This is a genomic window from Rhodococcus opacus B4 (assembly GCF_000010805.1).
Taxonomy (GTDB): Bacteria; Actinomycetota; Actinomycetes; order Mycobacteriales; family Mycobacteriaceae; genus Rhodococcus_F; species Rhodococcus_F opacus_C.
The window spans coordinates 6,349,216-6,364,880 of the sequence record NC_012522.1; the positions used below are offsets into that span (position 1 = coordinate 6,349,216).

Here is a 15,665-nt window from a genome sequence, read left to right on the forward strand (position 1 = left end):
CGATGTCAGGCATGACCGGCCCCGATTCGGAGGAACCGCAGTGACTCGTCGAGCACGCCCGACCCCCGCAATCCCTGCAGGTGGGCCAACCGGGTGAACCGGGTGGTGAACAGCTCGTCGGTGAGACCCCATCGCACGTAGTTCTCGTACAGCTCGACCGCGCCGTCGGCGACGGTCCACTGCGGTGCGTATCCCTCGAATGCGGTTCTGATAGCGCTGAAGTCGACGCGGTAGGACCGTGGATCCGGTCCGGTCTCGCCGGTGAGGGCGACCGTCGACCCCGGCACCGCGGCGGCGGCCGCGTCCGCGATCTGCGCGACGGTGACGTTGTTGGCTTCGATGCCCACGTTGTAGGCGCGGCAATGGATTGCGCCCGTCGGCGCCACCAGTGCGGCGCAGAACGCGGCGGCGATGTCGCGCGCATGGACGAGTGGACGCCACGGCGTGCCGTCCGACAGCACTCGCACCGTGCCGGTCAGAGTGGCGACCCCGACGAGGTTGTTGAGAACGATGTCCGCACGCAGGCGGGGCGAGAACCCGAACGCGGTCGCGTTTCGCAGAAAGACCGGTGAGAACCCCGAGTCGGCGATGCCGGCCACGTCGTCCTCTACGCGGACCTTGCTTTCCGCGTACGGGGTGAGCGGACGGAGGGGGGCCGATTCGGTCACCAGGTCCTCGCCCGCCGAGCCGTACACGGAACATGTCGATGCGTACAGGAATCGTTTCACCCCAGCATCTTTCGCGATGTTTGCCAGGCGAACCGACGCGTGGTGGTTGATGGCGTAGGTGACGTCGGGGGCAAGTGAACCCAGAGGGTCGTTCGACAGGGCGGCAAGGTGAATCACCGCGTCGAACCCGGCCAGGTGGGCCTCCGTCACGTCCCGCAGATCCACATCCACGGACGGGGGATCGGCAGGGGCGGGACCGAGGAGACAGTCGGCGAACAGCCCGGAATCGAGACCGACGACGTCGTGACCCGCTGCTCGCAGCGCCGGGACCATGACCGAACCCAGATAACCCTGGTGTCCGGTGAGGAGCACTCTCATGTCAGGTCCTTCCGAATCGGATGGTCGTCTTTTCGAGGACGAACGCTTCGGCGTACAGCCGCCGGCACTGCACACCCCGAAGCCGGGTCACGCCGAGAAACGCTTCTTCGTCGAACCAGTCGCGGTCGACCTGGGACGGGTAGTGCTTGAGCAGAACCCGGCACTTTTCCTCCGCGACCGCCCGTATCAGCGGGTGGAAGACGGTGGGCTGGGGGGTGTCGGCCTCCCATTTGAGGATCTCGTATCCCAGCACGAGATGGTCCCGAAACACGGTCGGCACGAGTTCGGCCAGTAACCGGTGATCCTGGTGAGCGTCCCCGCGGTGCGGCGCGAACACGATGTCGGGCTCACACCGTCGCCGGAATCCCTCGAGTGCAGTCTTGATCGGTTCCCAATACGCGGGCGCGCGCCCGTCCGGAACGTCGAGGACGTCGAGTTCGATGTCCGCGCCGGGGCACAGTGCGGCGAGCGCGTGACGTTCCTCGATCTCTCTCCGGGAGTCGTTGCCCGACAGCACGAGCGCGCGTACCCGAAGACCCGGAGACGCGGACGACAGAGTCAGCAGCGTCCCGCCCATCCCGATCGCGATGTCGTCGCAGTGTGCGCCGAGAACCGCGATCTCGGCGACATGCGGGGCGTGGAGGTCGAACATGGGTTATGACACCGCCTCCTGCTCCCACACCATCCACGGATGGATGCCCTTCGAATAGTTGGCGTCGAGTTCGGCACGCTCCTTGAAGGTGTCCGCCGGCTTCCAGAAGCCGTCGTGCCGGTATCCGAACAAGCGCCCCTCGCCCGCCAGGGTCTCGCAGACATCCGCTACCAGGTCACCGCCCGGTGGGAGCAGGTCGAAGATTTCATCGCTGAGAACGAAGTACCCGCCGTTTTCCCAGACCGGCAGCTGACTGACCGGAATGATCTCCTTCACCTCCCCGTTCTCGGCCACGTTCACGCAGTGGAAGGAGGACTGCGGCGGGACGACGAGCATCGATGCTGCCGCACCGGATTCGTGGAACTTCGCGACCACGTCGTCGAGGGGAGCGTCGGTCAGCACGTCGGCGTAGTTCGCGAGGAAGTACTCGTCGCCGTCGAGATACCGTCGTACGCGGCGCAGTCGCTCACCGATTGCCGATTCGAGGCCCGTGTCGACGAACGTGATGGACCAATCGCTGATGTCGGAATTGAGAAGCTCGATCTTGTTGGCGTGGAGCACGAAGTCGTTCGATTCCGCTTCGCGGTAGTCGAGGAAGAAGTCTTTGATGGCCTCGGCGCCGTACCCCAGGCAGAGGATGAACTCCTTGTGCCCGAAGTGGGCGTAGTAGTGCATCACGTGCCATAGCAGGGGCCGGGGGCCGACCATCTGCATCGGCTTGGGGATGGCGTCGTTGCGGTCGTTGCGCATCCGCATGCCGTAACCGCCACAGAACAGGACAACTTTCATTACGTGAGCCTCCTTGCCCCGCTGTCGGGTTGAAATGTTGCCGCGTGCAGGGAGGGGAGCGGGAAGACCAGCTCACCGCCCCACTCGGCGATGAATCGCAGCTGTTCGGTCAGTTCGGTCTCGAGATTCCAGGGCAGCGCGAGGACGACGTCGGGCCGGTCCTTCTCGATCTGCTGCGGATCGAGGATCGGGATCCGGGTGCCCGGCGTGTACCGACCGTGCTTGTACGGATTCCGATCGACCGTGTACTCGAGGAGGTCGGGACGTACTCCGCAGTAGTTCAGCAGTGTGTTCCCCTTGCCGGGAGCCCCGTAGCCGACGACTCTCCTGTTCTGTGACCGGCAGTCGAGGAGGAACCTGAGCAATTGCTGACGCACGGACCTCGCCCGCGGTTCGAGTCCGAGGTAGCCGTCGGCACCATGCAGCCCGGCTGCCTCCTCCTGGCGCAACACCGCGTCGACGCGGCCGGTCGGCACGCCGCCGGCGCCGTCGGGACGCGCCCAGATCCGAATCGATCCGCCGTGGGTGTCCAGCAGTTCGACGTCCACGACGGCGAGGCCTGCTGTTGCGAGCACGCGGGTGGCGGACAACACCGTGTAGTACTGGAAGTGCTCGTGGTAGATCGTGTCGAACTGTGCGAGGCCGACGAGATTCAGTGCGTGGTGAACCTCGATGCTCAGCCATCCGTCGTCTGCGACGAGCGCGCGAAGGGCCCGGGTGAATCCGAGAAGATCGGGAACGTGGGCGAAGACGTTGTTCGCGACCACGAGGTCCGCAGGTCCGTGTTCCGTCCGGACCCGCGCGGCGAGGTCCTCGTCGAGAAATGCCGTGAGGGTGGGCACTCCGCGCTCGCGGGCCGCCGCGCCGACGTTGTGCGACGGTTCGATTCCGAGGCACCGGATCCCGGCGGCGACGCAGTGTTGCAGAAGATAGCCGTCGTTGCTCGCCACCTCCACGACCGACGACGTGTGGTCGAGTCCTAGCCTGGCGACTGTCGAGTCCACGAACAGCCGCGCGTGTTCGACCCAGGAGTCCGAGAACGAGGAGTAGTACGCGTAGTCGGTGAAGGTGTCCTCCGGAGTGATCAGCGCGGGGATCTGCAGGAGTAAACAGTCTTCGCACAGCCGGAGGTGCAGCGGGTAGGTGACTTCCGGAGCGTCCAGGGCCGGTTCGGTCAGAAAGAGTTCGCAGGGCGGGGTCGCGCCCAGATCCAGGATGCTGCGCATCCTGTCGGATTTGCACAGTCGGCAGAGCATGGGCAGCCTCCCTTCGCCCCGATCCCCGGTCGCGACGCCGACTGTTGGATGCGTCACACCAGGGGTACTCGATTCCTCCAATTAACCACATCGAGGTGAGGTAAACAAGAGCAAAACCAACTTGAGGTCTGTTACAAGGCTTTAAAACTACTACTTATCCTTCATTTATCTACTCGAGATGGGTGGATAAATGGGTTAGGCAATTGCAGTTTCCGGCACTCACCGGGGTGAATGGTCGGGACTGCGGATTCGTAACGAGGTATGGTTGAACTTCATCGCCGAATTGTCGGTGGGCGAACGATATTGCAGTTGCAGGCTCTGAGTGACGACGACGTCGGAGGGGGTGCCCGATGCCATTCGTCATAGTCGAACGCAAAGAGACTCTGGTCGCCGGACTGGCCGTCCGCAGTCCGAAAAGGGCGCTGGGGAAGGCGCGTGACAAGGATCTGGAAAGGACCTGGTCGACCCTTCTCGCGCAGAACGTGGACAAGCCGCTGGCTTCGGCCTATGTCGACCACGCTCCCGAGATCAACTCGTACTACACGCAAATCGTGGGCTACGAGTGCACTTCGATCGAACAGGTCGCACGCGGGCACTTGGTATCGCGGATTCCTGCGGGAACCTATGCGAAGTTCTCCTCGGTCGGGACCTTTCCCGACCTCTTCGATGCGCTCTGGGGGCAGATTCGCGACGCGGAAGAATCGCATCAGATTCAGCGGTCCTACACTGGCGACTTCGAGTTCTACCCACATGCCTTCGGGATTGATTTGTATGTGGCGATAGTGCCACCCGTCACGAGGTAGGGGCCGCAATGAGTTTCGAGATCGTCAAGCGTGAGTCCGCCGACTTCGGGGGACTGGTTCTGCCGCGCACGGAACTCAGTTCGTCGGCGCACGCGACCGATCTGATGAAGTTCACGCGCGAGCGCGTCCGGCAGCGGGGCGTCGAGGAACTCGCCACCGTCTATGTCGCAGTACCGGACCTGGGGTGGACGGCGGTGGTCGGATACCGCTGTGTCGACCTCGCTCATCTCGCCATCGGAGACGTGCTGGTGCGTGTCCCGGCCGGCTATTTCGCCAAGTTCACCCCCGACGGGCGCTCGTCCGACCCGATCGAGGACGTGTGGATCCAGGCCGAGCTGGCCGAGAAGGAAGGGCGCATCGAGCGCGCCTACGCGGAGGAGCTCGAGGTCTTCCGCGCCCCGAACAATGTGGAACTGTTTATTTCCCTCGCCTAATTGCAGATCGACAATTACCGACTTGAAGTTTGTTTTCGAGCCCATTTCTGGCGTCACAGGTGACAAATCCGGCGTAAACGCGGAAAATGAGTAGCCGCGGGGCTGTGACCGGGTTCGTGTGTCCAGTTCTTGGGGTCTTTACGTAACCCGTGAGTCCCCGGAATTGCCGCACCGACTCCGATGGGAAAGCCAATGCCAGTTGAACAGCTGTCGCGTCCGCAGGTCGACACACGGTCGACCGAGACCTTACTCGATCGAACTCTGAGTGCGTGGGATCCGCGGTCGGAGTGTCGCTTCGTCGTCGCCCGGCCCGAGGAGGAGCCGACTCTGTGGGAAGCCTATCTCGAGGGTGCCTTGGCGGGCTATCGCAAGTACGGCGCCGAGAAGGCGCTCGAGTACCGCCGGATCCAGGCCGGCGACACCACCGCGCTGTTCATCGTGGCCATCGATCCGGACGGCTCGGTCGCAGCGGGCGTCCGCGCCCAGGGTCCGTATCTTGTCGCTGATCAGGCACATGCGATCACGGAGTGGGGAACCGACGCCGGAGCTCCCGCCGTTCGGCGAATGATCGAGGACCGGCTGCCGTTCGGAGTCGTGGAGGCGAAGGGTGCGTGGGTGTCGGGCAGCGCTGCTCGGCGGGGTGAACTCGTCGCCGCACTGGGCCGTTTCGCCACCTTCTCCATGGATCTGCTCGACGTTCAGTTCATGCTCGCGACCGCTGCATCCCACGTTCTGGACACGTGGCGAACCACCGGTGGGGTCGTGGCCGACCATATTGCTCCCGTGCCCTATCCGGATGACCGCTACGAGACGCGGCTGATGTGGTGGGATCGGAGTAGGCGTCGGGGCCGCGCCGAAACCATGCAGCTGGCCCAACTGTTACTCACGACGTCTCGACCGACGCCGTCGGCAGCCATCGCGACGGGGACGGGAGGAGACGTCGTCCGGCCGATGCGGAGCGTCTCGTGAACGAAGCCCACGGTGAGTACACCGCACTGCTGCTCGACGAGGGCCACTCCGGGGACGCGGCGGTACTCGACCGCCTCCGCCGCGACCCCGCGGTAGTCTTCGTCGATCGACTCGACCATCAGCGGGACGCTCTGCGTTCCCTGGTTCCCGTGCCGGACCCCGGTGTGCTGGACGAGGCTCCTGTGTGGGCGTACTACTCGTGGCGAAGGACCGTGGTGCGTCTGCTCGGTCCCACGTCGTTCCGGCTGTTGCGGCTGGACCGGAATCGGAACAAGATCACCGCTCAGGAGCAGGAACGTCTCAGGGGCGTCACCGTCGGGATCGTCGGTCTCAGCGTCGGGCACGCGGTCGCGCTGGCCCTCACGCTGGAGGGCGCGTGCGGCGGGTTGCGGCTCGCGGACTTCGACACCCTCGAGCTGTCCAACCTGAACCGGGTTCCCGGCACCGTTCTGGACCTCGGCGTCAACAAGGCCGTGGTCGCCGCCCGCCATATCGCGGAGATCGATCCCTACGTCACTGTGACGTTATGGAAGGACGGTGTCGACGTCGAATCGGTGGCCGATTTTCTGGACGGCACGGACGTGGTGATCGACGAATGCGACTCCCTCGACGTCAAGGTGTCCCTGCGGCGGGAGGCCCGGCGCCGGGGATTGCCGGTGCTGATGGCGACCAGTGACCGGGGTCTGCTGGACGTCGAACGATTCGACGCCGAACCCGATCGACCCGTGTTCCACGGCGTGATCGGTGATGTCGACGTGGAATCGCTGGCGGGTCTCGGCTCGCGGGACAAGATTCCGCTCGTGTTGCAGATTCTCGATGCCGGACAATTGTCGGCGACGATGGCGGCGTCGTTGGTGGAGGTGGACGAAACCATCTCCACGTGGCCCCAGCTCGGGGGTGAGGTAGTGCTCGGTGGGGCGGAGGTCGCGGCGGCCGTGCGGCGCATCGGGCTCGGGCAGCCGCTCGCGTCGGGTCGGTGCCGGATGGATCTGGACGAGCATCTCGATGCCCTCGCCGATCCACCGCTGCCGCAGGACCTGCCGGACGGTTCCGTGAACCGGGCTGCGGCCCTGCCACAGGATGCCGTCGATACCGTCGTGAATGCCGCGGCCCGCGCGCCGTCCGGCGGCAACGTCCAGCCGTGGACGATCGCGGCGGACGACGCGGGACTGACCATCTCCCTGGCTCCGGAGCACACGACGGCCATGGACGTCGGGTACCGGGGCAGTTGCGTCGCGGTCGGTGCCGCGCTGCACAACGCCCGGATCGCCGCGTCCTCCGCCGGGCTTCTCGGCGCCGTGACGGTCCACGCCGGCGATGCGGGGCTTCCCGTCGCCACCATGACGTTCGGCAGCGGGAACGACCGGGAACTCAGTGACCGCTACGAGCACATGCTCGACCGGACCACCAACCGCAGGCTGGGCGTTCCCCGGCCGTTGGACGACTCGCAGGCCGGCCTTCTCGCGGAGGCCGCGGCTCGCGAAGGCGCCCGCCTCTGCCTGGTCACCGACCGGGACGACATCGCGGCGATCGGCGCCATCCTGGCGGAGTCGGACCGCATCCGTTTCCTCACACCCACCCTGCACCGCGAGATGATCGGCGAGTTGCGGTGGCCACCCCGGGATTCGGTCGACACCGGCATCGACGTGCGCGCGCTGGAACTCGATTCGGCAGAACTGTCGACGCTCGCGCTGTTGCGGAGACCCGAGGTGATGGAACGACTCGGCGCACAGGACGCCGGTCGGGCGCTCGGTAAGTCCACCGCGGACCGGATCGCGTCGAGCTCGGCGGTCGCGGTCATTGCGATTCCGGGCACAGCCTCTCGGGACTACGTGCGCGGCGGTGAGGCGACGGAAAGCGTGTGGATCCACGCGCAGGCGCTCGGCCTCGCCGTCCAGCCGATTTCGCCGGTGTTTCTCTATGGTGTGGAAAGTGCGGAACTCGAACAACTCTCACCGCGGTATGCGGCACCATTGGAGAGGCTGCGGGAAGAATTGTTCGACGTCGTCGGAGCGAAGGCAGGTGAGGCGCTCGCCATGGTGTTACGGCTCAGCCATGCGCCGGGCCCGTCGGTTCGGAGCGAGCGCCGCGCCGACCGGGTGCGAAGGCGGATATCGTAACGACAGGAGGGCCCGTGAACACCGAGAAGCAAACCGAAAAGCTCGAGACCCTGGTGACAACCGTGGCGTCCCGGCTCACGCCTGTCGACGCGGTCTCGTTCAAGGCCGTGGCCACCCGCGTGCTGCAGGATCTCGTGGAACACTTCGAGGTCGATACCAGTTTTCTCCGGTTCACCGACCACGAGATCGCGGCGACGGTCCTGGTCGCGGAATACCCCCTTCGACCCTTCATCCCCGACCCCGACCCACTCGGCGTCGTGTACTTCAAGGATGCCGATCCGACCTTCGCCCAGATCGAGCACCAGAAGGAAGTGGCCATCTTCCGGCCGGAGGTGTCCGGTCCGGATTACAACGAACGTGTCCGCGAGGCGTCGGGGGTGCCGCAGGTGTCGCTTGCCGCCGTTCCGCTGCTGTCCGGTGAGACGACGACGGGCACGCTCGGCTTCATCAAGTTCGGCGACCGCGACTGGACCCCGCCGGAACTCGACGTCCTCAAGGCGATCGCCGCCCTGCTCGCGCAGGTCCAGGCCCGCATCGTCGTCGAGGAGCAGTTGCGCTACTCGGCCGACCACGATTCCCTCACCGGACTCAGCAACCGGCGCGCCCTCTACCACCACCTGGACACCCGCCTCGCGTCGTCCGAACCCGGGCCCGTCGCCATCCTGTTCCTCGACCTGGACCGCCTGAAACCCCTCAACGACTTTTTCGGCCACGGGGCCGGCGACGGTTTCATCTCGACGATCGCGGACCGGCTCAGGTCGACCAGCGACGCCGACGACCTCGTCTCGAGGCTGGGCGGCGACGAATTCGTGCTCGTGCTCGGGGGATCGGTGGGTCTCGAGGAGGCGGAGGTGCGGGCGCAGCACATCCGCGACGTCGTGACCGAACGGGTGCGTCTGGGCCGCGAGGTGGTCAGCCGCAGTGTCAGCATCGGCGTCGCGGCGGGGTGTCCGGGCAAGGCCACCACCAGTTCGCTCCTCAGCCAGGCCGACCAGGCCGTCATGGTTGCGAAGACCAAGGGCGGTAACGCCATCAGCGTGTTCACGGACGAGATGCAGGAGGAGAGCGAGAAACGCAACATGATCGAGCTCAGTCTGCGTGCGGCCATCGCGGACGAGTCGCTGTTTCTCGAATACCAGCCCGAGGTGGACCTGCGGACCGGCCGGATCATCGGGGTCGAGGCCCTCGTGCGGTGGAATCATCCGCTGCTCGGGTTGCTGCAGCCGGGCTCGTTCATCGACGTCGCCGAGGCGACGAACGTGGCGGGGGAGCTCGGACGCTGGGTGATCAGGAAGGCCTGCCGGCAGTGGGCCGACTGGCGGTCGCAGGCTCCCGAGCTGGATCTGGCTCTTGCCGTCAACGTCTCGCCGGGGCAGTTGGCCGGTCTCGATTTTCTCGACGTCGTCAGAGATGCATTGGCGGAGTTCGACCTCCGGAAGGGCGCTCTGTGCCTGGAGATCACGGAGAACGCGGTGCTCAGTGATCTCACCTGGACGCGTGAGGCGCTCGAGGGGCTGCACGCGATGGATGTGGAGGTGGCGATCGACGACTTCGGCACCGGATACAGCTCCCTCAGTCATCTCAAGGCCCTGCCGGTGGGGACGCTGAAGATCGACAAGGGGTTCGTGATGAACCTGGACACCAACCCAGGGGATCGGGCGATCGTGAAGTCGATCATCGGCCTCGCCGAGTCGTTCGGCCTGGAGTTGGTGGCGGAGGGCGTCGAGAACGTGGAGTCGGCGCGGCAACTTCTGGACATGGGATGTTATCGGGCGCAGGGGTTTCTGTTCAGCCGCCCGGTCTCGGCGGAGGAGATCGGCAAGTTGCTGGCGGCGGGGGCTATCGAGGTCGGAATGTAGCGGCTGCCCGCGATTCAACCGTACCGAAAGTTCGGTTTGCTCCAATTATGATAATTGAAGACATTCGATTGCAGCTATAACAGACCTAGAGTATGTTTTGAGTGGTAGTAATCAACTCCACGGCGCGATCGGATCGACGCGGTGGCGGGCGGGTACCGAACATGGGTTTGACCAATGTGCGAATGTGGAAGCGATTTCGAGGCACTGAGCGTGTCCGAGCGGACTCAACTGCTCATCAGATCCCAATGCGTACACGGCCGTAGGGCGGCGGGGGTGCCGACCATTCCCGGTCGTACCGTGCCCGATCCACCCTCGCCGCGGCCGTCCTGGGAGCGGTCGTACTCCCATGTCGCGATCTGCACCGATCTACTCAGCGTCCTCGCCGCCGACCTGTTCGTCACCGTCGTCTACCGGCAGATCCCGCTCTGGACGTGGGCCGGGAGTCTCGCGGTCGCAGTCGCGGTTCCCGTCCTGGCGATGCTGTGCCTGGCGTTGGCACATGCGTGGGATCCACGCATTCTCGGCAGCGGTGCCGAGGAGTTCCGCCGAGTGGGACGAGCGTACGTATGGGTGATCGCGGTAACGGCCGTTGCCGGGTATGCGCTGGGTACCGCGAACGGGCACTCGTGGGTGTTCGGCGCTCTCCCGCTCGCAGCAGCGCTGTCGGTGCTCGGGCGTTACGCGCTGAGGCAAGGTTTGCGCAGGCGCCGGCGCTCGGGGGACTACCTGCGGTCTGTCCTCGTGGCCGGAGACATCGACGAAGTGCTCGAATTGATCAAGCGCACGCCGGACATCTCGCAGGCCGGGTGGCGCGTGGATGCGATCTGCCTTGCCGATGTGAGACCGGGTGAACAGCTTCCGCTCGCCATCGACGACACTCCCGTGATCGGCACGGAAAAGGACATCGTCGGTATCACCAGACTGCATTCTTTCCAGGCGATCGCAGTACTGCCCTCCAGTGGTTGGACCCCGACTCGCACCGAGCGGCTGAGCTGGGAGTTGGAGGGCACCGGAACCGATCTGTTGATCGCGCCCGTGCTCATGGATGTCGTCGGACCGCGTCTGCATATCGCCCCCGTCGCGGGAGTTCCGTTGATGCAGTTGAGTGCGCCGACGTACTCGGGCCCGGCGTGGGTGATCAAGAATGTCCTCGATCGGGTCTTCGCCTTCGTGCTCGTCGTCGCCATCGCACCCGTCCTGCTCGCGATCGGCGGGGCGATCCGCGCAAGCAGTCGCGGTCCCGCGTTGTTCAAGCAGACCCGCGTCGGCCGGGACGGCGAGGTATTTACGATGTACAAGTTCCGCAGCATGGTGGTGGGTGCGGAAGGGCGACTCCGCGAGCTCGCGGTATTCGACGAGGGTGCCGGCGTGCTGTTCAAGCTCCACGACGACCCGCGCGTGACCCGAGTGGGTAGGTTCATCCGCCGCTACTCCCTCGACGAGCTGCCGCAACTGTTCAACGTCGTCACGGGAAGTATGTCCCTCGTGGGTCCACGTCCACCGCTGGAATGCGAGGTCGCGCGGTACGGCGACGACGGCGCGAGGCGGCGTCTTTTCGTCAAACCGGGGCTGACGGGGCTGTGGCAGGTGAGCGGCCGGAGCAACCTCAGCTGGGAGGAGTCGGTCCGCGCCGACTTGCACTACGTCGAGAACTGGACCTTCACCCTGGATTTGCTGATCCTGTGGAAGACGATTCGGGCTGTGCTGAGGCCCGACGGCGCCTATTGACGACTTCTCACCTCCGTCGCTTCGATTCGGCACGACAGCGTTACGGACTCAGGGTATGTTTATGCCCACACTGCAGTACCTCTTGTCTTGAATTGCCAAAGTACGGTAACTTCTCGAAGGGTTTGCTGAAGAGTCGCTGGGAGAGTGGCTTCCCGTGCGGAATGCGGGACCGTCGAAGACTGGAGCAGGGGGATCGATGTCTGGTGGTTCGGTCTCGTCGATCCTGGGGTCCCGCATCGGGTGCGACGTGATGACGGTCGAGCACGTGCGAAGCAGCGTCGAGCGATTCGGCGACCGCTATCTGAACAGAATCTTCACACCCCACGAATTGGAAACCTGCGCAGGACCGGCGCGGGTCCAACGGCTGGCCGCCCGATTCGCGGCCAAAGAAGCCGTGGTCAAGGTGCTGCGTCCCGGCGACGTCGCCTTGCCGTGGCAGTCCATCGAGATCCGGCGCGAGAGCTGGGGCGGATGCGGAGTGCGGCTGTCCGGCAACGCATCGGCACTCGCCGAGCGTCAGGGGCTCGGCGGGTTCGACGTCTCGATCTCGCACGAGTCCGACGTCGCGATCGCGATGGTCACCGCGTCCCGGCTGGGCACGCCCCCCGATCACGAAGGAGAACGCCACCCATGAGCGAGCACACCATCCGCAAGGTTCTCGGTGACCACGCCCGGCTGTCCGTCGACGCCGCGAGCATCGCCGTCGGCGCCGATCTCTACGAGCTCGGTCTGACGTCCCACGCGAGCGTCAACGTGATGCTGGCGCTGGAGGATTCGTTCGACATCGAGTTTCCCGACGAGTTGCTGCGTAAGAGCACGTTCGCGAGCGTCGATTCCATCCGGGGCGCGCTCGTCGAACTCGGCGTGGCATGAGCACCGCCCTCGCGGGCGACACGGGGATCGAGTCCGCCAGGTCTTCCGGACCGTCGGCACGGGCCGCGAGAGTGGCCGAGGTGGCCGCGCGGTGGGCCGTCGACGTCGATCGTGACGCGCGCTTTCCGCAGGAGGCGGTGGACGCGCTCCGGGACGAGCGTCTGCTCTCGTGCGCCGTCCCGCGGGAGCTGGGTGGTGAAGGCGCGACACTTCGGGACCTGTGCGCGATCGCCCGGGTCCTGGGCCGCCAGTGCGCCGCGACGGCGATGATCTTCGCGATGCACCAGACCCAGATCCTCTCGCTCGTACGACATCCGGGCGGCGACGGCGTCGCCGGTTTCCTGCGCGACGCGGTCGCCGGTCAGTACCTGCTGGCGTCGGCGACCACGGAACTGGGTATCGGTGGCGACGTCCGCCGCAGCACGTGCGCGGTGGAGCGGTCCGGTGGAGTGGTGTCGCTGGTCAAGAACGCCCCCGTCATCTCCTACGGCGAGTACGCCGACGCGATCCTCGTGACCGCTCGGCGCACCCCCGACAGCCCGCCGAGCGACCAGGCGCTCGTCATCTGCCGGCGTGCCGACGTGACGCTCGAGCGCACCGGTGACTGGAACACGCTGGGGCTGCGCGGAACCTGCAGTCCCGGGTTCGTGCTACGGGCCACCACCACCCCGGATCTCGTCGTCGCCGATCCCTACTCGGAGATCTCGGCGGCGACCATGCTTCCGGTGTCGCACTCGGTGTGGTCGGCGGTGTGGCTCGGCATCGCCGACGCCGCGGTGGAGAAGGCACGCCGGTACGTGCGGGTGGCCGCGCGGAAGCAGCCGGGTGTGGCCTCGCCCGCAGCCCTGCGCCTCGCCGAGGCCGCGGCTGTGCATCAGCAATTCGCGGACGTCGTATTCGCGGCAGCCGGCCGCTTCGACGATGCCGACGCGGCTCCGGCCGATTCGCCGGAGTCCGAAGTCGCAGGCGGCGTGGGCTATTCGCTGGCGATGAACAACCTCAAGGTCACGGCGTCGACCCTGGCCGTCGACCTCGTCGGCAGGGCCATGCTGATCTGTGGGATCGCCGGCTACCGGGAAGACACGGAATACTCGCTCGGCCGGCACCTGCGCGATGCGCACGGTGCGGCCGTCATGGTCAACAACGATCGAATCATGGCCAACTCGGCGCAGATGGCCACCGCATACCGGGGGACGATATGAGCACGGATATCGCAGTGGAGCAGGAAGAGACGAGCGAACTCGAGCGCGCCCGGCGCGCGTTCCGGGCGGAACTGCTGGGGGCCGGACTCCTGGTGGACACGTCCGTCGCCGGCCTGTACGGACGGTCGGGGTTGTTCGAGGACATCGTCGACGGCATCGACGCGGTCGTGCGGGCAGCAGGCCCGGGCGCGTCCGCGGCCCGATTCCGGTTTCCGCCGGTGTTCCCGCGCACCAGTTTCGAGCGGACCGACTACATCGCGTCGTTCCCCAATCTGACCGGTGCCGTCAACACGTTCACCGGCACCAACGCCGAGCACGCGCAACTGCTGGCGGCCCGCGCCGAGGGGGAGAGCTGGGACCGGTGGCTCGAGCCGACCGACACGATGCTGGTGTCGGCGGCCTGCCATCCGGCGTACCCGATGTTCACGGGAGTGCTGCCGGACGGCGGTGCGCTCCTCGACGTGTACGGCTACTGCTTCCGGCATGAGCCCGCGTTCGATCCCGCGCGCATGCAGGCGTTCCGGATGCACGAGTTCGTGCGGATCGGCACCGCGGACCAGGCTGCGAACCACCGTGATTCGTGGATCGAGCGCGGGCTGGAGGTGCTGTCCGACCTGTGGCTGGACGCGACACCGGTGATCGCCAACGATCCGTTCTTCGGCAGGGCCGGACGCATGCTCGCCGCCAACCAGCGCGACGAGAACCTCAAGACCGAGCTGACGGTGCGCTTGTACGGCGACCTCGACGACGGAACCGCGGTCGTGTCGTGCAACTGCCATCAGGACCATTTCGGTGTCACGTTCGACATCGCGACCGCGGACGGCGGTGTCGCGCACAGTGCGTGCGTCGGGTTCGGGATGGAACGCATCGCGCTCGCGATGCTGCGGACCCACGGCCTGGACCCGTCGCGCTGGCCGAGCGCGGTGAAATCCCGGATGTCGCTGTGACGTCCCGGCTGATCGACATCTCGCCGGACGGCTACGAACCGCACCCCATCCACTCCGGCGAACGGACCTGGACCGAGACCAACTGCTACCTCGACCTGTGGGTGGAGGTACTCCACTCGCTCGGGCTCGATCCGGTGCCCGCCGCCGCGTGCGCATTCGGCGCCCGGTTCGACGGATCGCAGTGGACGTTCCTGAAGTTCAAGCCCGAGGATCTGTTCGCCCTGTACGGGATCGATGTGGGGGAGATGAACGTCTGGCGCGGTGTCCTCGACCACGTGGAGGACAATCTCGCGGCGGGGATGTTGTCGACCGTCGAGGTGGATGCGCACTGGCTCCCGGACACGGTGGGCACCGGCTACCGCGAGAGCCACACCAAGACCACGATCGTCGCGAACTTCATCGACCGGTAGGCCGGTGTGCTCGAGTACTTCCACAACAGTGGGTACCACCGGCTGACCGGGGACGACTTCCGCGGGCTGTTCGGACTCGATCTCGCCGGATCGGCGACGTTCACGCCGTACGTCGAGCAGGTCCGGTTCGACGGGGACCCGGAGTACCGGCCGGGTCGCTTCGACGCCGTGCTGCGGCATCATCTCGCGACGCGACCGGACGGAAATCCGGTGCGCGCTCTCGGTGAGCGGGTGGTCGCCGACGTGCCCTGGATCCGCGGCGCGGGCATCGACACGTTTCACCTGTGGACGTTCGGGGTGTTGCGGCAGTGCGGTGCCACCGCGGAACTCGCCGCCGACGTCTGCGAGTACCTCGAGCGCAACGGGTTCGCGGGGGCCGCGGCGTTCGCGCCCGGCTTCCGGGAGGTCGCGCAGGGCGCGAAGAGCGTGCAGTTCCAGATGGCGCGGGCCGCTCGCGGACGCACCGTCGACCCGTCGGCGCAACTCGACGGCATGGCCGAGACGTGGGAACGGTCGGTGGACGGCGTGGCACGCGTGGTCGGACGCGCGTAGTGGATCTACTCGCCGGCGCCCGGTG

General features: G+C 66.1%; 14 protein-coding genes and 1 pseudogene. 11 read left to right on the plus strand and 4 right to left on the minus strand.

Features of this window, described 5'->3' with window-relative positions; all coding sequences use genetic code 11:
* Positions 1-5: 5 nt before the first annotated feature.
* From ROP_RS28830 to ROP_RS28845, 4 genes are read right to left on the minus strand one after another with little or no spacing between them, the layout of a single operon-like run.
* Entirely contained in the window at positions 6-1,046 is a 1,041-nt protein-coding gene (locus ROP_RS28830; protein WP_015889548.1) for an NAD-dependent epimerase/dehydratase family protein, read from the minus strand.
* Between the two features lies 1 nt (position 1,047).
* A complete protein-coding gene (locus tag ROP_RS28835; protein ID WP_015889549.1) occupies positions 1,048-1,698 on the minus strand; it encodes a PIG-L deacetylase family protein in 651 nt (216 codons plus the stop codon).
* Positions 1,699-1,701: 3 nt separating this feature from the next.
* Entirely contained in the window at positions 1,702-2,487 is a 786-nt protein-coding gene (locus ROP_RS28840) for a glucose-1-phosphate cytidylyltransferase (RefSeq protein ID WP_015889550.1), read from the minus strand.
* Complete coding sequence (locus ROP_RS28845) at positions 2,487-3,743, minus strand: class I SAM-dependent methyltransferase (protein ID WP_015889551.1); 1,257 nt, start codon at positions 3,741-3,743, stop codon at positions 2,487-2,489. The genes ROP_RS28840 and ROP_RS28845 overlap by 1 nt, the downstream gene beginning before the upstream one ends.
* Before the next feature lie 350 nt (positions 3,744-4,093).
* On the opposite strand from ROP_RS28845, the gene ROP_RS28850 reads away from it, so the two are divergent.
* From ROP_RS28850 to ROP_RS28900, 11 genes and pseudogenes are all read left to right on the plus strand, one after another.
* Complete coding sequence (locus ROP_RS28850) at positions 4,094-4,546, plus strand: GyrI-like domain-containing protein (RefSeq protein ID WP_015889552.1); 453 nt, start codon at positions 4,094-4,096, stop codon at positions 4,544-4,546.
* Between the two features lie 8 nt (positions 4,547-4,554).
* On the plus strand, positions 4,555-4,980 hold the full coding sequence (locus ROP_RS28855; protein ID WP_015889553.1) for a hypothetical protein: 426 nt from the start codon (positions 4,555-4,557) through the stop codon (positions 4,978-4,980).
* Between the two features lie 192 nt (positions 4,981-5,172).
* Positions 5,173-5,949 carry a hypothetical protein gene (locus ROP_RS28860; RefSeq protein ID WP_015889554.1) on the plus strand — a complete coding sequence of 259 codons (777 nt, stop codon included), beginning with the start codon at positions 5,173-5,175 and terminating at the stop codon, positions 5,947-5,949.
* Entirely contained in the window at positions 5,946-8,069 is a 2,124-nt protein-coding gene (locus tag ROP_RS28865; protein ID WP_015889555.1) for an Rv1355c family protein, read from the plus strand. Before ROP_RS28860 ends, ROP_RS28865 begins: the two co-directional genes overlap by 4 nt.
* A 14-nt stretch (positions 8,070-8,083) precedes the next feature.
* On the plus strand, positions 8,084-9,928 hold the full coding sequence (locus ROP_RS28870) for a putative bifunctional diguanylate cyclase/phosphodiesterase (protein ID WP_015889556.1): 1,845 nt from the start codon (positions 8,084-8,086) through the stop codon (positions 9,926-9,928).
* A 297-nt stretch (positions 9,929-10,225) separates the two neighbouring features.
* Positions 10,226-11,656: a sugar transferase gene (locus ROP_RS28875; protein WP_231869007.1), complete on the plus strand. Its 1,431-nt coding sequence runs from the start codon at positions 10,226-10,228 to the stop codon at positions 11,654-11,656.
* 196 nt (positions 11,657-11,852) lie between these two features.
* On the plus strand, positions 11,853-12,290 hold the full coding sequence (gene acpS, locus ROP_RS28880) for a holo-ACP synthase (protein WP_015889558.1): 438 nt from the start codon (positions 11,853-11,855) through the stop codon (positions 12,288-12,290).
* Positions 12,287-12,529: an acyl carrier protein gene (locus ROP_RS28885; protein WP_015889559.1), complete on the plus strand. Its 243-nt coding sequence runs from the start codon at positions 12,287-12,289 to the stop codon at positions 12,527-12,529. The genes acpS and ROP_RS28885 overlap by 4 nt, the downstream gene beginning before the upstream one ends.
* Complete coding sequence (locus ROP_RS28890) at positions 12,526-13,731, plus strand: acyl-CoA dehydrogenase family protein (RefSeq protein WP_015889560.1); 1,206 nt, start codon at positions 12,526-12,528, stop codon at positions 13,729-13,731. Before ROP_RS28885 ends, ROP_RS28890 begins: the two co-directional genes overlap by 4 nt.
* Complete coding sequence (locus ROP_RS28895) at positions 13,728-14,678, plus strand: amino acid--[acyl-carrier-protein] ligase (RefSeq protein WP_015889561.1); 951 nt, start codon at positions 13,728-13,730, stop codon at positions 14,676-14,678. The genes ROP_RS28890 and ROP_RS28895 overlap by 4 nt, the downstream gene beginning before the upstream one ends.
* A pseudogene (locus ROP_RS28900) lies at positions 14,675-15,640 on the plus strand (DUF1839 family protein). Before ROP_RS28895 ends, ROP_RS28900 begins: the two are co-directional and overlap by 4 nt.
* The last annotated feature ends 25 nt before the right edge of the window (positions 15,641-15,665 follow it).